Origin of the sequence: Thermus caldifontis, from assembly GCF_003336745.1 — a bacterium.
GTDB lineage: Bacteria > Deinococcota > Deinococci > Deinococcales > Thermaceae > Thermus > Thermus caldifontis.
On the sequence record NZ_QGMX01000001.1, the window covers coordinates 62,997 to 84,056 of the forward strand.

Annotated in this window: 20 protein-coding genes; 9 read left to right on the forward strand and 11 right to left on the reverse strand. The window is 64.5% G+C overall.

Features of this window, described 5'->3' with window-relative positions:
* Window positions 1–3: 3 nt before the first annotated feature.
* From hpaE to hpaI, 3 genes are read right to left on the reverse strand one after another with little or no spacing between them, the layout of a single operon-like run.
* Entirely contained in the window at window positions 4–1,554 is a 1,551-nt protein-coding gene (gene hpaE / locus DK874_RS02160; protein ID WP_114312368.1) for a 5-carboxymethyl-2-hydroxymuconate semialdehyde dehydrogenase, read from the reverse strand.
* Window positions 1,551–2,291 carry a fumarylacetoacetate hydrolase family protein gene (locus tag DK874_RS02165; protein WP_114312370.1) on the reverse strand — a complete coding sequence of 247 codons (741 nt, stop codon included), beginning with the start codon at window positions 2,289–2,291 and terminating at the stop codon, window positions 1,551–1,553. The genes hpaE and DK874_RS02165 overlap by 4 nt, the downstream gene beginning before the upstream one ends.
* Window positions 2,288–3,175, reverse strand: a complete 888-nt coding sequence (hpaI, locus tag DK874_RS02170) for a 2,4-dihydroxyhept-2-ene-1,7-dioic acid aldolase (protein ID WP_114312372.1) — start codon at window positions 3,173–3,175, stop codon at window positions 2,288–2,290. Before hpaI ends, DK874_RS02165 begins: the two co-directional genes overlap by 4 nt.
* Window positions 3,176–3,320: 145 nt before the next feature.
* On the opposite strand from hpaI, the gene DK874_RS02175 reads away from it, so the two are divergent.
* Window positions 3,321–4,697 carry a PucR family transcriptional regulator gene (locus DK874_RS02175; protein WP_114312374.1) on the forward strand — a complete coding sequence of 459 codons (1,377 nt, stop codon included), beginning with the start codon at window positions 3,321–3,323 and terminating at the stop codon, window positions 4,695–4,697.
* A gap of 9 nt (window positions 4,698–4,706) precedes the next feature.
* The gene (locus DK874_RS02180; RefSeq protein ID WP_114312376.1) at window positions 4,707–5,138 is read left to right on the forward strand and encodes a hypothetical protein; all 432 of its coding nucleotides are present in this window, start codon (window positions 4,707–4,709) and stop codon (window positions 5,136–5,138) included.
* 113 nt (window positions 5,139–5,251) lie between these two features.
* On the opposite strand, the gene DK874_RS02185 is transcribed toward DK874_RS02180, so the two are convergent.
* From DK874_RS02185 to serA, 3 genes are all read right to left on the reverse strand, one after another.
* The gene (locus DK874_RS02185) at window positions 5,252–5,935 is read right to left on the reverse strand and encodes an ABC transporter ATP-binding protein (protein ID WP_114312378.1); all 684 of its coding nucleotides are present in this window, start codon (window positions 5,933–5,935) and stop codon (window positions 5,252–5,254) included.
* A 9-nt stretch (window positions 5,936–5,944) separates the two neighbouring features.
* Window positions 5,945–7,042, reverse strand: coding sequence for an ABC transporter permease (locus DK874_RS02190; protein WP_114312380.1), 1,098 nt, complete (start codon window positions 7,040–7,042; stop codon window positions 5,945–5,947).
* A gap of 109 nt (window positions 7,043–7,151) precedes the next feature.
* A complete protein-coding gene (gene serA, locus DK874_RS02195; RefSeq protein ID WP_114312382.1) occupies window positions 7,152–8,717 on the reverse strand; it encodes a phosphoglycerate dehydrogenase in 1,566 nt (521 codons plus the stop codon).
* A 99-nt stretch (window positions 8,718–8,816) separates the two neighbouring features.
* Here serA and DK874_RS02200 point away from each other — a divergent pair, with 99 nt between their 5' ends.
* From DK874_RS02200 to DK874_RS02215, 4 genes are all read left to right on the forward strand, one after another.
* Window positions 8,817–9,659: a DegV family protein gene (locus tag DK874_RS02200; RefSeq protein WP_114312384.1), complete on the forward strand. Its 843-nt coding sequence runs from the start codon at window positions 8,817–8,819 to the stop codon at window positions 9,657–9,659.
* Window positions 9,643–10,485, forward strand: coding sequence for a DegV family protein (locus DK874_RS02205; RefSeq protein ID WP_162798692.1), 843 nt, complete (start codon window positions 9,643–9,645; stop codon window positions 10,483–10,485). Before DK874_RS02200 ends, DK874_RS02205 begins: the two co-directional genes overlap by 17 nt.
* A gap of 3 nt (window positions 10,486–10,488) precedes the next feature.
* A complete protein-coding gene (gene dtd, locus DK874_RS02210) occupies window positions 10,489–10,941 on the forward strand; it encodes a D-aminoacyl-tRNA deacylase (RefSeq protein ID WP_114312389.1) in 453 nt (150 codons plus the stop codon).
* A 222-nt stretch (window positions 10,942–11,163) separates the two neighbouring features.
* Entirely contained in the window at window positions 11,164–12,198 is a 1,035-nt protein-coding gene (locus DK874_RS02215) for a fatty acid desaturase (RefSeq protein ID WP_114312391.1), read from the forward strand.
* Between the two features lie 307 nt (window positions 12,199–12,505).
* Here DK874_RS02215 and purH read toward each other — a convergent pair whose 3' ends face one another.
* Complete coding sequence (purH, locus tag DK874_RS02220) at window positions 12,506–13,996, reverse strand: bifunctional phosphoribosylaminoimidazolecarboxamide formyltransferase/IMP cyclohydrolase (protein WP_162798693.1); 1,491 nt, start codon at window positions 13,994–13,996, stop codon at window positions 12,506–12,508.
* A gap of 31 nt (window positions 13,997–14,027) precedes the next feature.
* Between purH and DK874_RS02225 the strand changes: the two genes are divergently transcribed.
* The 3 genes from DK874_RS02225 (at window position 14,028) to DK874_RS02235 (ending at window position 16,326) form a co-directional block, all read left to right on the forward strand.
* Window positions 14,028–14,414, forward strand: coding sequence for a GatB/YqeY domain-containing protein (locus DK874_RS02225; RefSeq protein WP_114312396.1), 387 nt, complete (start codon window positions 14,028–14,030; stop codon window positions 14,412–14,414).
* Window positions 14,411–14,959, forward strand: a complete 549-nt coding sequence (locus DK874_RS02230) for an NUDIX hydrolase (RefSeq protein WP_114312398.1) — start codon at window positions 14,411–14,413, stop codon at window positions 14,957–14,959. The genes DK874_RS02225 and DK874_RS02230 overlap by 4 nt, the downstream gene beginning before the upstream one ends.
* Window positions 14,960–15,027: 68 nt before the next feature.
* Window positions 15,028–16,326, forward strand: a complete 1,299-nt coding sequence (locus tag DK874_RS02235) for an acetyl ornithine aminotransferase family protein (RefSeq protein ID WP_114312401.1) — start codon at window positions 15,028–15,030, stop codon at window positions 16,324–16,326.
* A 126-nt stretch (window positions 16,327–16,452) separates the two neighbouring features.
* Here DK874_RS02235 and DK874_RS02240 read toward each other — a convergent pair whose 3' ends face one another.
* Genes DK874_RS02240 through DK874_RS02255 form a run of 4 tightly spaced genes read right to left on the reverse strand, consistent with a single transcriptional unit; the run spans window position 16,453 to window position 20,944 of the window.
* Window positions 16,453–17,592, reverse strand: a complete 1,140-nt coding sequence (locus tag DK874_RS02240; protein ID WP_114312403.1) for a BMP family ABC transporter substrate-binding protein — start codon at window positions 17,590–17,592, stop codon at window positions 16,453–16,455.
* Window positions 17,593–17,595: 3 nt separating this feature from the next.
* On the reverse strand, window positions 17,596–18,429 hold the full coding sequence (locus tag DK874_RS02245) for an ABC transporter permease (protein WP_114312406.1): 834 nt from the start codon (window positions 18,427–18,429) through the stop codon (window positions 17,596–17,598).
* Window positions 18,429–19,478, reverse strand: a complete 1,050-nt coding sequence (locus DK874_RS02250) for an ABC transporter permease (protein WP_114312409.1) — start codon at window positions 19,476–19,478, stop codon at window positions 18,429–18,431. Before DK874_RS02250 ends, DK874_RS02245 begins: the two co-directional genes overlap by 1 nt.
* On the reverse strand, window positions 19,475–20,944 hold the full coding sequence (locus DK874_RS02255; RefSeq protein WP_114312411.1) for an ABC transporter ATP-binding protein: 1,470 nt from the start codon (window positions 20,942–20,944) through the stop codon (window positions 19,475–19,477). Before DK874_RS02255 ends, DK874_RS02250 begins: the two co-directional genes overlap by 4 nt.
* Window positions 20,945–21,060: the final 116 nt, after the last annotated feature.

Sequence of the window (21,060 nt, forward strand, 5' to 3'; positions counted from 1 at the left end):
CTCTCACCTCTTTCCGAACTTAGGCACGTGGGGGGGCCTTAGGGGAAGCCCCACGGCCTTGAGGTCGGTGTAAAACTCCAGGGCGTACAACCCCCCTTCCCGCCGGTCCCCGCTCTCCTTAACCCCGCCAAAGGGGGTGGGCAGGTGGCGCACGTTGTGGCTGTTCAGGTAGATGAGGCCCGCTTGCAGCTCTAGGGCCAGGCGGTGGGCCCTTTCCAGGTCCTTGGTGAAGACGTAGGCCGCCAGGCCGTACCTGGAATCGTTGGCCTTCCTAAGGGCCTCCTCCTCGTCCTTGAAGGGGATGGCCACCAAAACGGGACCGAAGATTTCCTCCTGGGCGATTTTCATGTGGTTTTCGCCCACGAACAGGGTGGGCTCCACGTAGTTCCCCCGGGAAAGGTCTTCCCCGCGGAAGGAGGTGCTGGCCTTCCTTCCTCCCACCAGAAGCCTTGCCCCCTCCCTAAGGCCCGCTTCCACATACCCCAACACCCTCTTTAGGTGCTCGGGGTGGATGAGGGGCCCCACCTCGGTCTCGGGGTCCAGGGGGTGGCCCACCCGGATGGCCCGGGCCCTTTCCGCCACCCTCCCCACGAAGTCCTCAAAGAGGCTCTCCTCCACCAACAGGCGGGAGCTGGCCGTGCACCGTTCCCCATTGAAGGAGTAAATCTGGAACACAACCGCATCCAAAGCCCGCTCCAGATCGGCATCGGCAAAGACCAAAGCGGGGCTCTTCCCGCCAAGCTCCAAAGAAAGCCGTTTCAGGTGCTTAGCGGCGTTTTGCATCACGATCTTCCCGGTTTCCGTCTCCCCGGTGAGGGTGATGAGGGGAACCAGGGGATGGGCCACCAGGGCGGCTCCCGCCTCCTCGCCAAACCCCTGCACCAGGTTGAAGACCCCAGGGGGGAGGTCCGCCTCCTGCACGATCTCCGCCAGTTTGCTGGCGGTTAAGGGGCTCCACTCCGCAGGCTTCAGGACCACCGTGTCCCCGAAGGCCAAGGCGGGGGCGATCCGCCAGGTGGAAAGCATCAAGGGGGCGTTCCAAGGGGTGATGATCCCCACGGGGCCAGCCGGGACCCGTAGGCTGTAGTAGAGCCAGTCCCGGTCCACGGGGAAGGTGCGGTCCTCCATGGCGTGCTCGGCGTACTCGGCGTAGAAGGCGAAGTTCTCCGCGGAGCGGGCCACCTGGGCCTTCACGATGCGCAAAACCTGCCCGGCATCCAAAGCCTCCACCACCGCCAGCTCATCCGCATGCTTTTCCAATAGCTCGGCGATCCTCAGGAGGTAGCGCTTCCGCTCCCGGGCCGGGGTGCGGCTCCATTTCGGGAAGGCCTCGTGGGCCGCCTTGGCCGCCCGGTCCACCTCCCTTTCCCCGCCCCGGGCCGCATGGGAAAGCACCTGGTTGACGGAAGGGTCCAGGGTAGGAAAGACCTCCCCGCTTTCCGAGGGGCGAAACTCCCCTCCGATGAAGTGGAGGGCCGTCCACCCCTTCAGGGCGTTCCGAATGGCCTCGATCCTTTCCCAGGAAATCCCCGCCACCTGGTCCTGGTACCTCATGCCTCCTCCTCAATGGGGTTTTCCAGGGTACCCAGCCCTTGGATCTCCAGCCGCATCACATCCCCAGGGAACACCCGGCTTATGCCCTTGGGGGTGCCGGTGAGGATCACGTCGTAGGGTTCCAGGGTCATGAACTCGGAGATGTACTCCAAAAGCTCCGCCACGGAGTAGAGCATCCTCGAGGTGTGCCCCTCCTGGCGAAGCTCCCCGTTCACATAGGCCCTTAGGGCCAGGTTCTGCGGGTCCTCCACCTCCCCCACCACCAGAAAGGGCCCAAGGGGGCCGAAGGTGTCCCGCCCCTTGGCCCGGATCGGGGGCCTAAAGGTGTTGGAAACATAGTCCCGCACCACCAGGTCGTTGGCGATGGTATAGCCCAGGACGTAGTCCAACGCGTCCTTAGCCTTTACCTTGCGCATGGGCCGGCCCACCACCGCCGCCAGCTCCACCTCGTAGTGCATGTACTCCGCCCCCTTGGGGTAGCGCACCACCCCCTTGTGGGGGAGAAGGCTGCTATTGGGCTTCCAAAAAAGGGCGGGCTCCTCGGGGCGGGAAAGCCCCAGCTCCTCCGCATGGTCGGCGTAGTTCAGGGCCACCCCAATCACCTTGCCGGGGGTAAAGGGGAGGAGCCAGGTGACCCCCTCGGGGTCGTGGCCCTCCCCTGCCTCGTCCAGGAGGAGGCCATCCCGATAGACCCCCTGGTGGACCCGGCCCTTGCTGATAAAGCGGCAAAGCTTCATGCGCCCTCCAAAAGCCCGTAGCGCTGGGCCATGGCCCTAAGCCTCGCCTCCACCTCGGGGGTGGTGGGGCCTAAGGGGAGGCGCCACTCCTTCTCTAGAAGGCCCATCCAGGAAAGCACCGTCTTTAGGGGGATGGGGTTGGTGTCCCAGAAGATGGCCTCGTTGGCCTCGAGGAGGTGGTAGTGGAGCTCCCTCGCCCCCTGGTAATCCCCCTTGAGGGCCAGCTCCGTGAGCCTCGCCACCTCCCGGGGAAGCCAGTTGGCGGTGGCGGCGATGGTCCCCACCGCCCCCAGGCTCATCATGGGCAGGGTGAGGCTTTCCAGGCCGCAAAAAACGAGAAAGTCCCGGCCCACCTCCTGGAAGAGCTGGGAGAGGTACTCCAGGTCCTTGGCGGAGTGCTTGAGCCCCACGATGTTGGGAAAGTCCCGCCGGAGGCGGGCCACGGTCTTGGGAGCGATCTCCACCCCAGCCCGACCCGGGATGTTGTAGAGGAGGATGGGAAAGTCGGGGACCGCCTTGGCCACCTCGGCGAAGTAGCGGTATAGCCCCTCCTGGTTGGGCTTCAGGTAGTAGGGAACGATGACCATGGCCCCTTGGGCCCCGGCCTCCTGGGCAAAGCGGGTGAGTTCCAGGGTTTCCTCAAGCCTAAGGGCCCCGGTTCCGGGGATGACGGGAACCCGTCCCGCCGTCTGGTCCAGGGCCACCTCTATGACCCGCTTCCTCTCCTCCAAGGTTAAGGTTCCGGGCTCCCCGGTGGTTCCCCCCACGCTGAGGCCGTGGGAACCCCCATGGATGACCCTTTCCACCAGGCGCCTTAGGGCCTCTTCGTCCACGTGTCCCTTGCGGAAAGGTGTGGGCAAAGGAGGAATGGAACCCTGAAACATGCTGCTCCTTTCCCCTTCAGGATGGGGGTGGGCAAGGGCAGCGGGCAACTGGTCAACACACGAGCACAACCATCCTTTTTGTGCAAAAGCACAAAAGGCCACCCTTTGCTTGCTCCCGCCTAAGGGTTTATTGTGCTTATTAACAATGGCCGGGTCACTTTTTGGTTCCTCCTCCATCGCCTTCCAGGCCTTGGCCGAGGCGCTGGGCCTCGAGGTTCTAGCCCCTTCAGACCGCCCCGTCCTTTACCTCCTGGAGGAGCCCAAGCCCCTTTTGCCCCTGGAAGGAGCCCTTCTCCTCTTCCGGCCCGAGGGGAACCTCTGGCGTTACCGCACCGCCTCGGGCTTCCTCCTTTCCCATCCGGACCCGGAACTTTTGGACTATGCCCGCAAGGAAGGCCTAGGGGTGGCCGCCCATCCCCCGTGGGTGAAACGGGAGGACCTGGCCAAGGCCGTGGCCCTGCGCCTCTTCCACCTGGGGGCAGGGATGAGCCTGGCCAGCCTCCTGGACCTCCTCATCAAGCTACCTGATAGACCCTTCTTAGAAGTTCTCCACCAAGCCACCGGCCTGGCCTTGGCCCGGGTGGCCCCCTGGGGGGAAGTGCTGGGCTTTGCCGGCCCCGTGCCCGCCCAGCATCCCAGGGAACCGGGGGAAGGCAGGGAATGGACCGCCTTGGAAGCGGGGGAAGGGTTCTTGGTGGCCTACGGGGAGGAAGGGGAGCGCAGGCGGGCTCGAGGCCTCCTGGAGGTGGCGGCCCGCCTGCTGAAGGTGCGGGCCTTGGAGCGCTCCTTGGAGAGGATGCGGGAGGAATCCTTGGGTGGGGCTTTGCTGGAAGGGCTCATCCTAGGGGAGGCAGAGCCCGACCGGCTCTTCGCCTTTGGCTTCACCGAGGGGGTGGAATGGGTCCTGGCCCTGGTGGAGCCCAAGGCGGTGCCCGGACGCCACCGCCTGGCGGAGGAAAGGAGGCGGGAGGCCACCCTGGAGCTACGCCGCCGGGCTGGCACCTTCCTGGACCGTCTGGGCGTCCCCTACCTCCTCACCATCCGCGGTAATCGCTTGGTGGCCATGTGGCAGGTGCATAACCCTAGGAAGGAGGCACAAAGCCTCCTTTCCGCCCTGCCCCCGGGAAGCCGCCTGGGGTACTCCGCGGTCCATGCCGCCGGGGAAGAGGTGCAAACCGCCTACCGGGAAGCCCTCATCGCCCTCAAGGCCGCCCGCCCAGGCGAGGCCCTTTCCTTCAGCGGCCTGGATCCCGTGGCCTTCGTGCTCCTGCAACAGTCCCCCGAGGACCTGAAGGCCCTGGTGGATCGCTACCTGCCCCTACCGCCCAAGCTTCTCAGGACCCTGGAGGTCTACATGGCCACGGGAAGCGTGGAGGAAGCCGCCTATACCCTCCACATTCACCCCAACACCCTGCGCTACCGCCTGAAGCGGCTGGAAGAGGTCCTTGGCCCTCTCTCCCGGCCCGAGGTCCTGGCCCAGGTGCACCTGGCCCTAAGGGCGCGCGACCTCCTGATGGGGTAAAATCCTTGTATGCGACAACCCAAGGTGGTTTTCCTGATCCTCCTGCTTTTGGGCGGGGCTGGCTTGGCCCAAACCCTCCTGGAGGCCACCGCCGTGGCGGCCCTGGCCTCCAGCCTGGACCCAGCCGTGCGCCTGCCCACGGGGAGCTATAAGGCCAAAAGCCCCGAGCCCCTCCTCCTTCGCTTCCCCGAGGCCAAGGGGTACGCCCTCGAGGCCTTCGTGGCCAAAGGGATCGCCAGCAGGCTCCACGCCGCTTTTGTCCAGCAGGTGCTCACCAGCTTCGCCGCCGCGGGCTACTTTGTGGAGAGGCAGGAGGAGAAAACCGTGGACGGCGAGGTGCGAAGCCTTTACCTGCTTAAAGACAGCCTCGGCCGTTCCGCCATCCTCCTGGTGGTGCGCAAAGGGGAGGAGCTGGTCTACGGGTTTGGGAAAAAGCGCTGAGCCCTGAAACTGCCCCCCGGACCCGGGCTTTCCCAGGCAAACCGGAAACGAAGCCCTGCCCAAGGCTTGATAACCGAAGGAGGAATCGCAGAGTTTGCGGATGGACCCTATCCCTAGCGCCGTTCCTCGCCCACAATGGCCCCGTCCTCCAGGCGTACGATCCGCTTCACGTGCTCAAGAAGCCTGGGGTCATGGGTAGAGAAGAGAAAGGTCACCCCCCGCTCCCGGTTCAAGGCCTTCATGCGCTCAATCAAGGCCAGGCCGTTCTTGGAATCCAGGTTGGCCGTGGGCTCATCCGCCAAGACGATGAGGGGCTCGGCAGCCAAGGCCCGGGCCACCGCCACCCGCTGCTGCTCCCCGCCCGAAAGCTGGCGGGGAAAGCGGCCCGCCTTCTCCTTCAGGCCCAAAGCCTCCAAGGCCGCAAGGGCCCTCCTCTCCCGCTCGGCCTTGGGGACACCCCTAAACTCCAGAATCAAGGCGGCGTTCTCCAAGGCGGTGAGGACGGGAAGCAGGTTGTAGGCCTGGAATACCAAGCCGATCCTCTCCAGGCGCACCCGGGCCCGCTCACTCCGGGACAGCCGGGAAAGCCATACCCCCCCTACCCAGACCTCCCCTTCCGTGGGCAGGTCCAGGCCCGCAAGGAGATGGAGAAAGGTGCTTTTCCCGCTACCCGAAGGCCCCACCAAGGCGGTGAACTCCCCCGCCTCCACCGCCAGGTCCACTCCCCTAAGGGCCACGGTTTCCACTCCGTCGCCCCGGTACACCTTCCGCACCCCTTTGGCCTCTATGATGGGCATACCTTCCTCCTAGGGCACATAGCGCATGGCTTCCACAGGCTCCAGCCTCGAGGCCACATACCCCGGCCACAAGGCGGCCAATAGGGCTACCCCCACCGCATAGCCCAGGGCAAGAAGCACCTCCTTCACCCCCAGCCGGCCGTAGAGCACCTCCGGCAGGCCGAACTCCCGGTACTGTTCCAGCATCCACTGGGGCAAGGGCAGGCGGAAACCATCGGCCAGCTCCAAATGCACCAGTAGCCCCGCCCCCATACCCACCAAGGCCGCCACCCCCACCAAAAGGAAACTCTCCCAGAAAACCAGGCCCAAAATCCGCCACCCGCTAAGGCCCAAGCCCGCCAATAGACCAAACTCCCGCACCCTTTCCACCAGGGAAAGGTAAAGGGCATTGAGGAGGATCAGCCCTCCCAGAACGAAGAAGATGCCCACGTAAATGGCCATGATGGTGTCGTATAAGGGGAGCAAGGCGGCGTAGACGGGGTTAGCCTCAAGCCACGTTTCCACCTTCAGCCCCTGCAAGTGGGGAGCCAGGGTCGTCTTAACTTCCTCCAAAGCCTTTAGATCGTAAAGCCCAAGCCCAGGAAGCCGAATCTCCAACCGGCTCACCCGGCCTGGGGCCAGAAGAGTCTGGGCATCCTCCAGGGGAACCATAAGGGTCTGGGCCTCCAGGTGGGTTTCCGGGAAATCCAAAAACCCCACCACGCGGAAGGCGTACACCCCAAGACCAAGCCCCCCGGGGGCGTAGACCACCACCTCATTCCCTAAGCCCACCTGGAGAGCCTTGGCCAAAGCCTCCCCCAAGAGGGCTTCTCCCGGAGCTCGAGGGAGGTCCCCTTCCTTCAGAAGGGCCTGCTGCCGGGCCAGGCCCCGGGGTACCATACCCGTGATCACCACCGTACGGTTCCGCTCCCCGGCGATGACCAGCCCCCCTCCCTCCAGCACCCCTTCCACCTCGGCCCCCGGGGGTAAGGGCAAGGAACGAGGGGGAAAGGTAAGGCCCTCAAAGTCCGTTTTGTCCTCATAACCCTCTACCCGGACCACCAAATGCCCAGTCCTTTCCAAAAGAAGGCGGTAAAATGCGTCAAAAGCCCCATAGGCCCCGGGCATGGGGGGCCGCCTCGAGGCGGGTTTTGCCCGAGCTCTGTGGGGGAGATATGTGCATTATCTCACGATATAATCTGCTTGTGCACTTCCTCTCCTCTTCTGTGAGCCACCCCTACAGCTCCGCCAGGTCCACCCGCTCCAAAACCGGCAAGGCCCTAAGCGCCTCCAGCACCTCAGGGGCGGGTTTCTGGTCCACGGTGAGGACAAAAAGGGCCCTTCCCCCCGGCACGTCCCGGCCCAGCTGCATCCCGGCGATGTTGACCCCGGCTTCCCCCAAAAGGGTCCCCACCTGGCCCACCACCCCGGGCCGGTCGTAGTTCACACAGACCAGCATGTACCCCTCCGGCACCACCTCGAGGGCGTAGTCGTCGACGCCCACCAGCCTGGGCTTGCCCGCCATCACCACCCCCCGGGCCCGGCGCTCCTCCTGGTCGGTGGAAAGGCGCACCTCCAGAAGCCTCGTGTACTCCCCGGCCTGCTCCTCCTTGCGGGTGACGAGCCGGATGCCCCGGTCCTTAAGAAGGGGCCTGGCGGAAACCAGGTTCACCATCTCCTCCCCCAAAACCCGGGAAAGGAAGCCCTTGGCCACGGCGCTGGCGATGGGTTCGGGATCCTTCTCAAACTGGCCCAGGAAGCTCACCTCTAAGACCTCGGGCCGACCCCGGGTGATCTGGGCAAGGAGCTTGCCCAGGGCCTCCCCCAGGGGTAGGAAGCCCCTTAGGGCCTGAAGGGCCTCGGGGTCAAACCCCGTGTTCAAGGCGTAGGAAAGATCCCCTTCCAGGGTGCGCACCACCCGCTCCAAGACCGCCTCCCCCACCCGGTCCTGGGCTTCTACGGTGTTGGCCCCCAGATGGGCGGTGAGGACCACCTTGGGATGCCTTAGGAGAGGGTGGTCCTTGGGGGGAGGCTCCTCCGCAAACACGTCCAAACCGGCGGCGAAGAGGTGGCCCTCCTCCAGTACCTCCAAAAGGGCCTTCTCGTCCACGATCCCTCCTCGGGCAGCGTTCACCACCACCGCATTCCGGGGCAGGAGGTAAAGCTCCCGCCGGCCGATCATCCCCCGGGTTTCCTCGGTAAGGGGGGCGTGCACGGAGAGGAAGTGGCTTTGGCGAAGGAGATCGGAAAGGTCCTCCAAAAGTTCCACCCCCAGGCTTTCCGCCCGGGTGCGGGGGATATAGGGGTCGTAGGCCAGAACCCGCATCTCAAAGCCCTTGGCGAAGCGGGCCACCTGGCCCCCAATCCGCCCCAGGCCGATGATGCCCAGGGTCTTACCCTTAAGCTCCAAGCCCAAAAACTTCCGGTCCCACTCCCCGGCGCGGATCTTGCGGTCGGAAAGGGCAATGCCCCGGGCCGCCGCCAAAAGAAGGCCAAAGGCCAGCTCCGCCGCCGAGCGGGTGTTGGCCTCGGGAACGTTCACCACCAGGATGCCCAGGCGGCTTGCCGCCTCGAGGTCCACGTTGTCCACCCCTACCCCGCCCCGGCCCACCACCTTAAGCCGCTTGCCCTGCTTTAGCAGCTCGGCATCCACCTGGGTTCGGCTCCGGGTGATGAGGGCATCGTAGGCAGGGATGATCTCCAAAAGCTCCTCCCGCCCAATCCCTGGCCGATAGTCCAAGAGCACTCCCGGGTACTTCGTATCCCCAAGCCGCATGTCGTCGGAAACCAGAACCCGCCACATATACCCTTGACCCTAGCAGAAACCCGCCCCTAGAGCAATAATTCCCCTGCATCCCAGGGCCCACCCGTGGTATCCTGTCCAGGACCAAGAGGAGGAGGTATGAAGGTAGCCCTGGTAACCGACTCCACCGCCGACCTACCCAAGCCCCTACGGGAGGGCCTGGGGGTGCGGGTGGTGCCCCTTTACGTGAACCTGGGGGGGCGCATCTATAAGGACTGGGAGGAGATCTCTCCCGCGGAGATCTTCCAAAAGGTCCGGGAAGGTACCGCCTTTCCCACCACCAGCCAGCCTTCCCCCGAGGACTTCCAGCGCACCTACCAGGAAGCCCTGATGGCGGCCGACCACGTGCTTTCCATCCACATCTCCGCCAAGCTTTCCGGTACGGTCCAGTCGGCGACGCTGGCGGCGCAAGGCTTTCCCGGCCGCATCACCGTCTTTGATAGCCAAGCCGCCTCCTTGGGGATCGGCATGATGGTGCTCCGGGCCCACGAGCTCCTCTCCCAGGGGCAGACTCTGGAGGACGTGCTTTCGGAACTAGACCGCATCCGCAAGGACCACTTCGTGCGCTTCAGCGTGGTCACCTTGGAGTTTTTGAAGCGGGGAGGCCGCATCGGCGGAGCCCAGGCCCTTTTGGGCACCCTTCTGGGTATCAAGCCGATTCTGACCCTCAAAGAGGGCCGGGTGGAACCAGCAGGCCGGGCCCGGGGGGAAAGGAAGGCCCGGGAGGAGATCCTTAGGGACTTCCAAACCTGGGCCCAAGGAAGGGAGCGCATCCGGGCCTTCTTCCTCTTTAGCGCCGAGGAGAACGCGGTCAAGGAGCTAAAGGAGATGGTCCTTTCCTCGGGCCTACCCGTGGAGGAGGCCCTGGTGAGCGAACTGGGGGCGGTGATCGCCAGCCACACCGGCCCCGGCACCTACGGGTTTTATGCCTACAGCCTCTAACGTGGCCTTCGTGGCCGACTCCACCCTGGGCCTAAGCCCAGAGGAAGCCCTGAACCGGGGGATCCACGTGGTGCCCCAGCAGGTGATCTGGAAGGATAAAACCTTCCGCGACCAGCTGGAGATCACCGACGAGAAGGTTCTGGACCTCTTGCGGCAGGGTGAGCGGCTTTCCACCAGCCAAGTGGCCCCCGAGGACCTGCGCACCACCTACAAAACCCTTTTGCAAAGCCACGAACGGGTGCTCTCGGTCCATGTTTCCGGGCACCTTTCCGGCACCGTGGCCACCGCCATGGCGGTGGCCCGGGAGTTTGGGGAACGGGTCAAGGTGCTGGACTCCTGGTCCTTGAACGGAGGCCTCTTGCTGCTTTTGGAGGAGGCCAGGAGGCTCTTGGCAAAGGGCGTGGCCTGGGAACGCCTCGAGGAAACCCTGGCCCCCTACCGGGAAAGGCTTCGGGGCTATGTCCTCCCCCAGACCCTCACCTACCTGCACCGCTCAGGGCGCATCTCGGGCCTGCAAAGGTTCGTGGGGGGGCTCCTGCAAATCCTTCCGGTCCTGGAGGTCAAGGGGGGCCGGGTCCTGGCTGGCCCCCGGGTGCGGGGCTTCAAGGAGGGCCTGCGCAGGCTGGCCGAGCTCTTCCGCCGAGACTTCCCGGGTGGGGGACCCGTCTACCTGGCCCATGCGGGCAACCCCGAAGGGGCCAAAGCCTTAGGCGAGGTTTTGCGGGCGGAAGGGGTGGAGGTCTTGGGTACGGTAAGGGCAGGGGCGGCGGTGAGCGTCCACGCCGGCCCCGGAACCGTGGCCCTCTTCGCCGGGCCCAGGGGGTGAAGGATGCGGGCGGTGGTGCAACGGGTTTCCGAAGCCTCCGTGGAGGTGGAAGGTGAGGTGGTAGGGCAAATCGGCCTGGGCCTTTTGGTGCTTTTGGGGGTCGGGCAGGGGGATACCGCCGAGGATGCCCACTACCTGGCCCGCAAAATCGTAAACCTGCGCATCTTTCAGGACGCTGCGGGCAAGATGAACCTCTCTCTCAAGGAGGTGAGGGGCGAGGTCCTTCTGGTGAGCCAGTTCACCCTCTACGCCGACACCCGCAAGGGAAACCGCCCCTCCTTCGTCAAGGCCGCACCCCCCGAGGTGGGCAAAAGGCTCTACGAGGCCGCCATAGAAGCCTTCCTGGAACAGGGGGTGCACGTGGAAACGGGCGTCTATGGAGCCCACATGCGGGTCCACCTGGTGAACGAGGGCCCGGTAACCCTCATCCTGGACTCAGCGGTCAGGCCCCGTTGATGGGCCTGGCTATTCCTAACAAGGGACCCACGTTTTAAGCCGGGACAAAGGTGAACGCCCTGCCTCCACCCCATGGATGCCCCTGAACGACCCAAAGGCCAGCTCCCAGGGGCGATGGCCCATGCTCCCCACTTGGGTTTAGACAACCCTAAGCCCACCCCATCCTCATGGTCCTCATCATCCCAGGGGTTACCCTGAAGCACTCCGAGGCAAGGAGTGCGTATGCGGAAAGTAGAACCCAAAGACTGGATCCCCCTCATCAAGCCCTATGCCAAGCCCAATACCTGGAGGAGTCTGCGCCAGGTAGCCAATACCCTTTTGCCCCTTCTTTTCCTCTTCTACCTGGCCCACAAGGCCCTCTCGGTATCGCTGGCCCTTACCCTCCTGCTGGACTTTGTAGCCGCCTTGTTCCTGGTGCGCCTTTTCATCCTGCAGCACGACGCCGGCCACGGCTCCTTCTTCCCCAAGAAGTGGGCCAACGACCTTTTGGGTTTCTTCACGGGGGTGCTCACCCTAGTCCCCTACCACCACTGGCAACTCTCCCATGCCCGGCACCACGCCACCAGCGGCAACCTGGACAAGCGGGGGGTAGGGGATATCTACACCATGACCCTCGAGGAGTACCTGCAGGCCAGCCCTTGGGAGCGGCTCAAGTACCGCCTGTACCGCAACCCGTGGATCATGTTCTTCCTGGGGCCCATTTACGTCTTCATGCTCTCCTACCGGCTTCCCCTGGGCTACGGCTCGGAAAAGCCTTCCGTGCGCAACTCCGTGGCCCTCACCAACCTCTTCCTCGCCCTTCTTTTAGCCGGCATCGTGGTCTTCTTTGGGGTGAAGACCCTTCTTCTGGTCTATCTGCCCATCCAGTACCTGGCGGGGATGATCGGGATCTTCCTCTTCTACGTGCAACACCAGTTTGAAGACGTCTACTGGGAACACGACCCCCGCTGGGAGTACCTGAAGGCGGCCATGGAGGGAAGCACCTACCTGAAGCTTCCCAAGGTGCTCCAGTGGCTTACAGGCAATATCGGTTTCCACCACATCCACCACCTGGCCCCCAAGATCCCCAACTACCTCCTGCCCAAGGTGCAGGAAGAGGTGGACCTGGTAAAGGTGGCCCCCACGGTTACCCTCAAGGATGCCTTCAAGATCGCCTTTGCCGACATGCACCTCTACGACGAGGAAAGCCGCAAGCTGGTGGGCTTTAAGGAAGCCCACCAGCGCCTTAAGGAAACCCAAGGCAAAAAGGCCTACTAGGCGCTCCCTTAGGCTTAAAGGAGCCCCCTAGGGCTCCTTTTTGCTACGCAAGGCCCCAATGCCCCCAAATCCCCATGCCCAAAGCCTCTAGAAGGCTCCCGGGAAGCCTCTCCAGGTGCGCCCTAACCTCTGCTGCGGTGAACAGCAGGACCCAAGCCTTGGTGTTCCGGTTCCACGGGCCTCCTCTAAACGCCTCCGGGCCAAGGCGGACACCTAGCTTCCCGTAAGGCCCAAGCGGGCGCGCGTCCCCCTGCTGCGCCAGGTTAGGCTTCAGGCTTATGGTGTAGCGCCCAGGGGCTTTTTGCGCCTAGTGCCTAAAGTGCCGCACCCCGGTGAAGACCATGGCCAGGCCCAGCTCGTCGGCGGCCCGGATGGAATCCTCGTCCCGCACGCTTCCCCCAGGCTGGATAATGGCCCGGATGCCAAACTCCGCCGCAAGCCGCACCACGTCGTCAAAGGGGAAGAAGGCATCGGAGGCCAAAACCGCTCCCTTAGCCTTTTCCTTGGCGGTCTTGAGGGCGTGCTTGGCAGCGGCGTAGCGGTTGGTCTGCCCCACCCCAATGCCCAGGGTCTGGCCCTCCTTGGCCACCACGATGGCATTGGAGCGCACATGCTTCACCACCTTCCAGGCAAAGAGGAGGTCTTGCCACTCGGCCTCGCTGGGGGCTTCCTTGGTCACCACCTGGGGCTTGATGGGGTCCAGGGTGTCGGCATCCTGAAGGAGGACCCCACCCCGCATGCGGCGGAGGTCCAGGTAGGGCCCCTGGGCGGGAAAGGGAACCCTTAGCAGGCGCAGGTTTTTCTTGCGGGAAAAGAGGGCTAGGGCCTCCTGGGTAAAGTCCGGGGCCAGGACCACTTCCAAGAACACCTCCTTCATGGCCTCCGCCGTGGCCCCGTCCACGGGCCGGTTCAAGGCCACGATACCCCCAAAGATGGAGATGGGATCCGCCTGGTAGGCCTTTTGGTAGGCCTGCAAGGGGCTCTCCCCAAGGGCTACGCCGCAAGGGTTCTGGTGCTTGATGGCGACACATGCGGGCTCGGCGAACTCGGAAACCAGGTTCCAGGCGGCTTCCGCATCCAGGTAGTTGTTGAAGCTCATGGCCTTACCCTGGAGGACCTGGGCCTGCAAAAGGGGCCCCCGCTCCCCTTCCACGCGATAAAGGGCCGCCTCCTGGTGGGGGTTTTCCCCGTAGCGCAAGGGGCTTTCCCGCCTTAGGACCAAGAACTTCTCAGGGGGGAACTTCTCCGCGGCCAGCCACTCAGCGATGGCGGCGTCGTAGGCTGCGGTGTGGGCGAAGGCCTTGCGGGCAAGCTCCCGGCGGAACTCGGGGCTTGGGCCCTCCTTTAAGGCCTCGAGGACCCGGGGGTAGTCCTCAGGATCGCACACGGGCAGCACCGCCCCATGGTTTTTGGCCGCCGCCCGCAGCATGGCCGGCCCCCCAATGTCAATCTGCTCCAGGGCCTCGGCAAAGCCCGCCCCCTGGGCCACGGTCTCCCGGAAAGGGTAAAGGTTTACGGCCAAAAGGGCGATCCTTTCAAAGCCTAAGGCCTTAAGATCCTCCTCCTGGTCGGGTCGGGCGAGAAGCCCCGCATGTACCTTGGGGTGGAGGGTCTTGACCCGGCCCTCCAGGACCTCAGGAAAACCCGTGAAGTCCGAGATGTAGGTCACGGGTAGCCCCGCCTCCCTCAAGGCCCTATAGGTCCCCCCGGTGGCCAAAAGCTTAAAGCCCAAGGGCAGAAGCCCCTCGGCAAAGGGCACAAGCCCCCTCTTATCGGAAACGGAAAGGAGCGCCCACATGAGGGGCATTCTACCGGCTAGACTAAGGGGGATGAGCATCTACGAGGCCATCAAGGAAACCATCAAGGAGGCCATGAAGGCCCGGGACCAGAAGACCCTGGACTTCGCCCGGGTGGTGAAGGCGGAGCTGGACCGCAAAGGGGATGGCAAACCCCTGCCCGACGCCGAAGCGGTGAAGGTGCTGAAGGCCTTGCGGGAAATCGCTTTGGAGCAGGGCAACGCCTTTGAGGTGGAGTTTCTGGACCGCTTCCTGCCCCAGGAGATGAGCGAGGAGGAGCTCGAGGCCTGGATCCGGAAAAACATCGACTTCTCCCAGTTCAAGACCCCCTTGGCGGCCATCGGGGTGGTGACCAAGGCCCTGGGGCCTAGGGCCCCCGGGGAAAAGGTGCGGCGGGTGATTGAGCGCTTGGCGAAATGAGCCCTTGGAAGCGGATAGAGCTGGAAGAGATCCTCACCGAGCCCGTCAGGCTGGTGAGGGAGAGGGTGCGCACCCACACCGGCAAGGAACTCACCTACATCTACCGCCCGGGGCCGGTGGCGGCCAGCTTCGTCCTGCCCGTGACCGATAGGGCCACCGCCCTCCTCATCCGCCAGTACCGCCACCCCACGGGGAAGTTCCTGTTGGAAATCCCTGCGGGCAAGGTGGACCCCGGGGAAACCCCCCTCGAGGCCGCCCGGCGGGAGCTTTTGGAGGAAGTGGGGGCCGCGGCCCAGCGCTTCCTCTCCCTCCCTCCCTTCCACCCCCAGCCCTCCTTCACCGCCGTGATCTTCCATCCCTTTTTGGCCCTTCAGGCGGAGGTGGTGGCCAAGCCGGCCTTAGAAGACGGAGAGCTTCTGGAAACCGTGGAACTCCCCCTTTGGGACCTCTACCGTCTCCTGGAGGCCGGAGAGATCCAGGACGCCTCCACCGCCCTCACCCTCTTCTACGCCCGCCCCCACCTGGAAGCCGAAGGGCTCCTGTAAAAAGCCAAGCCTGAACCGCATAAAATGCGCCTGGGAAGGGGGCCAAGGCCTTGGTAGACTGGCCCCGTATGAAACCCAGCATCCACACTTCGCTTCCCGGTCCCAAAGCCAAAGCCCTTTTGGAAAGGGGTCAGGCCGTCCTCTCCTCCTCCTACATCCGCCCTTACCCCTTCGTCCCCGCCCGGGGGCAGGGGGTGTTCTTGGAGGACGTGGACGGGAACGTCTTCCTGGACTTCATGGCGGGGATAGCGGTGAACACCACCGGCTACGCCCACCCTAAGGTACTGGAAGCGGTGAAGGCCCAGGCGGAGCGCTTCGCCCACGTGTGCTTCTCCGACTTCACCCACGAGCCCACCCTTTCCCTGGCGGAAAGGCTGGTGGGAAAGCTGGGCGGAGGGTATCGGGTCTTCTTTGGCAACTCAGGCACCGAGGGGATAGAGGCCGCCATCAAGCTGGTGCGCCATCACACGGGTAGGCCCTACCTCCTCGCCTTCACCGGGGCCTTCCACGGTAGAAGCCTGGGTTCCCTTTCCCTCACCGCCAGCAAGAGCGCTTACCGCAAGGGCTTCTCCCCCCTTCTTCCCGGGGTGGTGCACGTGCCCTTCCCCAACCCCTTCCGCCCCCCCCTGGGAGCAAGGCCGCAAGAGGCTGGGAAAACCGTGCTGGAATACCTGGAGCACCTCTTCCGCACCGTGGTGGCCCCGGAGGAGGTGGCCGCCTTTTTCTTAGAGCCCATCCAAGGAGAAGGGGGGTATCTGCTGCCGCCACCCGGCTTCATTCCCCAGCTCAAAACCCTTCTGGAGCGGTACGGCATTCTCCTGGTGGCGGATGAGGTGCAGTCGGGAGCGGGCCGCACCGGGCTCTTCTTCGCCCTCGAGCACGAAGGGGTCAAGGCGGACGTCTACGTCCTGGCCAAGGGCCTGGCCTCCGGCTATCCCATAAGCGCCCTCCTCTTCCGGGAAGAGCTTTCCAGCTGGCGTCCCGGGGCCCACGGCACCACCTTTGGCGGCCAGGCGGTGGCCGCCGCCGCCGCCCACGCCACCTTGGACCTCCTGGAGGCCGGCCTCATGGAAAACGCCAGAGAGGTGGGAGCCTACCTCCTCAGGGAGCTTAAGGCCATGCAGGACCGCTTCCCCTTCCTGGGGGATGTGCGGGGCAGGGGGCTCATGATCGGGTTGGACTTTGGCACGCCCGAGGAGGAACGGCCCGACCTCAGGGACAAGGCGGTGGAGCTGGCCTTCAGGAAGGGGCTTCTTCTCCTTCCCGCAGGACCCTCGGCCCTCCGCATCGCCCCGCCCCTCATCCTCACGGAGGAGGAAGCGGCTATGGGGTTGGAGATCCTCGAGGCGGTTTTCCAAGCCCTCTAGCCCCATCCCCCTCCCCCGGAGCCTTCTGGATCGCGCGCAATCCTACGTGAAGCCCTTCATTTCGGGGTTGGGCACAGGCGAAAAAGGAGCCAGGGAGGGCTCTCCCTGGCTCCACCCCCTGGGGTTCTACTTGGGTTCTCCGGGCCAATCCCCCACCACCCCAGGGGCCGCCCACTCCATGGTGAGGAGCTCCTCGAGGGTGGCCTTTTTGCCCGCCGGGATCCGCACCCCTCCCTTGCGGTCCTGGATGGGACCCGTGAAGGGGTCAAAGGCGGGCTTCGGGCTCTGCATATCCTTCAGAAGAGCCATGATGCGGTCGTAGACGCTGACCTTCTTTCCGCCCACCGTCATCTGGGCCTTCTTCAAGAGGGGCACATGCTTGGGATTGATGGGAACCCCATAGTCCGCCCCCATCTCCACCGCCTTGTGCTGCAGGAGCCAGAAGTAGTCCACGTTCTCCAGGTTCTTGGGGGTGTAAACACCCTCCTTCACCTTCTTGAGGAAGTCAATGTAGATCACATCCCAGTGGACGATCTGGCCGGAGACCACGTGGTCCGGGGCGAACTTCAGCATGGGGGTGTAGTGGCCAAAGGCGTAGGCCCCCTTCTTGGCCGCCGTCTGGATCACCGTGGGGGTGTCCTCGGTGAAGGCGAAGACGTCCGCCCCCTGGGCCAGAAGGGCCTCCGTGGCCTCCCTGGCCTTGGCCGGATCGTACCAGGCGTTAATCCAGCGCACCAGGACCTGGGTCTTGGGGTTCACCGCCCGAACCCCCAGGGTGAAGGCGTTGATGTGCCGCTTCACCTCGGGGATGGGGAAGGCGGCCACATACCCCACCTTGCCCGTCTTGGAAAGGGCCCCGGCGGCCAGGCCGTTCAGGTAGTAGACCTGGTAGAAGTCGGCCATGTAGGTGGCCACGTTGGGGGCCCGCTTGATCCCGGTGGCGTGGGCGAAGATGACGTTCGGGTATTTCTTCGCCCCCTCGAGGACCGCTTCCATGTAGCCGAAGCTGGTGGCAAAGATCACCTGGCACCCTTCCTTCACGAACCGGTCGATGACGGGAAGGGCCTGGGCTTCAGGAACACTCTCCACGTACCGGGTTTCCAACCAGGGAAGAGCCGCTTCCGCCTTTTTGCGCCCCACATCGTGGGCATAGGTCCACCCCGCATCCCCGATGGGGCCCACGTAGATGAAGCAGGCCTTCAACTTATCCCCTTGGGCCCATGCCAACCCCAGCGCCAACAACAGCAAACCTAAAATCCTCCGCATACTTTACCTCCCCCGGTCAAAGGGCTGGCCCAGGGCCTTGGGGGCCCGGGCGCGGCCCGAAAGGGCCAGGACCAGGATAACCAAAAGGTAGGGCATGGCGGCAAAGGCCTCCGACGGTATAGGTACACTGCCCTGCAAGCGGAACTGGAGAAAGAACAGGAGGCCGAAAAGGTAGGCCCCAAGGATGGCCCGCAAAGGCTGCCAGGCCGCCAGGATCACCAGGGCGATGGCCACCCACCCCAGCCCCGCCGTCATGCCGTCCGTCCAGGAGGGGCGGTAGGCCAGGGAAAGGTAGGCCCCCGCCAGGCCGATCATCCCGCCCCCCAGGGCCAGGGCCAGGTACCGCACCCCATCCACGCTAACCCCAAAGAGATCCGCCGCCTTAGGGTTCTCCCCCACACTCCTCAGGTAGAGACCAAAACGCGTGCGGGAAAGCAGGAGGTGGAGGCCCAGGGCCAGGATCAAGGCCAGCACGGCCAACATCCCTTCCGGCAGAGGGTTGGGCAAGGGGGTTCCCTCGTACCGCTTCCCCAAAAGCCCCGAGGCCCCAAGCCCCAAGGCCGCCAGGGCGAGCCCCGCCACGAACTGGTTCGCCCTTAAGGAAACGGCGAACACCCCCAGGAATAACCCCAGCAAAGACCCCACCCCCATCCCGGCCAGGACCCCCAACGCCGGATGGACCTTCAGCCCCACGGCAAAGGCTACCAGGGCGGAGAGGGCCATCATGCCCTCCACCCCCAGGTTCACCACCCCGCCCCGCTCGGAAAGAAGGGCCCCTAAGCAAGCCAGGAGGAGGGGAGTACCGAATAGAACCGCACGCAAAAGGGCTTCTTCCATCAGCGCCTCCAGACCAAGCGGCGGCGGCTTAACGCCTCCGCCCCGATGAAGCTCAGGAGCAAAAGCCCCGCCGCCACGTCCACCACCCGAAAGGGCATGGAAAGGGAAAGCTTTAGGGCATCCCCCCCCGCCAGGATGAGGCCCAAAAGGGGGGCGGTGAGGAGCACCCCAAGGGGCCTTCCCCTGGCCAACCAGGCCGCCAAGATGGCGGTAAAGCCATACCCCAAGGAAATCTGGGCTGGCTCCAGAAGCCTTAGATGGATTCCCGCCACCTCCCCCACCCCCGCAAGGCCCGCAAGGAAACCGGAAACAAGGGCCGAAAGGAGGATCAGCCTTCCCCCCTTAAGGCCCAAATACCGGGCAGCCTCCGGGTTTTCCCCCAGGATACGCCATTCAAAACCCAAGGGGGTGCGAAAGAGAAGAACCTGAAGCCCTAAGGCCGCCACCATCCCCAGAACCAAGGTAGGCCAGTGCACCAGGGTGTCCCCTAGCCGGGGAAGCTGGGCTTCAGGGGGGAAGCGGTCGGTGTAGAGAAAGCCAAAAACCATCTGGCCCTTCCAGGGCCCCGCCACCAGATAGACCACCAGGTAGTAGACCAGGTAGTTTTGCATGAGGGTGGTGAGGATCTCATTGACCCCGAAGCGCACCCGAAGCCAGGCGGCAAGCCCCGCCCATAGGGCCCCCAAACTCCCCCCCAACAGGAACATCAAGGGCAGGCTCCAAAGCCCGGGAGGCAGGAAAAGGGCCACATAGGCTGCCCCCACCGCTCCCATGAGGAGCTGGCCCTCTGCTCCAATGTTGAAAAACCCGATCCTAAAGGCCAGGGCCAGGCCCGCCCCGATCAGGAGAAGGGGGATGGTGCGCCGCATCACCTCCGCCAGGCCCAGGGTATCCGTCAAGGGAGAAAGGAGAAGGGCATAGGCCTTGAGGGGCGGTACCCCATAGAGGAGAAAAAGCAGGCCAAGGCCCAAAAGGGCAAGGCCAAGGAACAGGGCATAGGTGAGAAGAACCTTCCTGGGCGAGGGGCTAGGATCCAGCTCCCACCTCATACCCGCCCCTCCGTCATCATCCGGCCCAGGCGCTCCCGGTCCGCCTCCTCCCGAGGAATGGGCCCCACAAAGCGGCCATGGTACAAGGCGGCTACCCGATGGGAAAGGCTTAGGATTTCGTCCAGGTCCTCGCTTACCAAGAGAACCGACGAGCCCTCCCGCACCAAATCCAGGATACGTTCATAAACTTCTTCCGCCGCCCCCACGTCCACCCCGTAGGTGGGATGCATGGCCAAAAGCAAGCGGGGACCGCCCTGAAGCTCCCGGGCCAGGATCACCTTCTGCACGTTCCCCCCGGAAAGAAAACGCACCGGGGTGCGAGGGGAAGGGGTGCGGATGCCGTAGCGCCGGATCACGCCCTCCGCCTCCTTCTCCATGGCCCGGTAATCCAGTAGACCCCGGGGGGCAAAGCGCCGGTAGGTGCGCAGGGCCAGGTTCTCCGCCACGCTCATGCCCCCCACCACGCCCATGCTGCGCTCCTCGGGAATATGGGCCACCCCTAGGGCGAAGAGCCGGGCGGGATCCTGGGGCCACGCTGCCCCCAGAAAGCGCACCCTCCCCTGAAAGGGCCGAAGGCCGGCCAGGGCTTGCAAAAGCTCCGCCTGCCCACTTCCCGCCACCCCTGCGATCCCCAGCACCTCCCCCGCCTGCAAGGCGAAGGAAACCCCCTGTACGGGAAAACCATGCCGGGGCACCAGAAGGTCCTCCACCTCCAGGACCACTTCCGCCCGGGGTGGGGGAACCTTGGGGGGTGGGGCCAGGCTCCGGCCCACCATAAGGCGCACCAGGAGGTCCTTGTCCGCCTCCTGGCGTAAGACCTCCCCCACCTTCTCCCCAGCCCGGAGCACGGCGATACGGTCGGCTATGGCCAAGACCTCGTCCAGCTTGTGGCTGATGAAGACGACGGAAAGACCCAGACCCTTTAGCCGCCGGATCTCCTGGAAAAGGGCCTCGGCTTCCTTGGGCGTCAAAACGCTGGTGGGCTCATCCAGGATGAGGACCTTGGGGCGGTTCAGAAGGGCGCGGAGGAGTTCTACCCTCTGCTTCTCCCCTGCGGAAAGGCGGGCCACGGGCGCCTCGAGGTCCACCCCCAAGGGATGCCCTTCCAAAAGCTTTTCCAGCCGCCGCACCAGGGCTCGGCGGGAGAAGACGGGAGGCAGGTCAAGCCCCAGGGCCAGGTTTTCGGCCACGGTGTGGGCCTCTATGAGCTCAGGATGCTGGGGCACGAGGGCGATGCCCAGGCGCTGGGCCTCCTTGGGGGAAGGGATACGCACCTCCTTCCCCTGGAGAAGAATCCGCCCCTCATCGGGTGCGTACAAGCCATAAAGGATGCTCACCAGGGTGGTCTTCCCCGCCCCGTTCTCCCCCAAAAGGGCCAGGACCTCCCCAGGGGCCACCTCGAGGGTGATTCGGCGGTTGGCCACCACAGGGCCAAAGCGCTTGGTGATGTTCTCCAGCTTCAGCATGGACCGGGCCAAAGCCCGGCCTTGAGAATACCATGTGTGGGCTAAAGCCTCCCCTACGCCCAGTGGGTACCAGGCGACAAGCAGTAGCGAAGCCGTAGCAGGAACCCCCCGGCCAC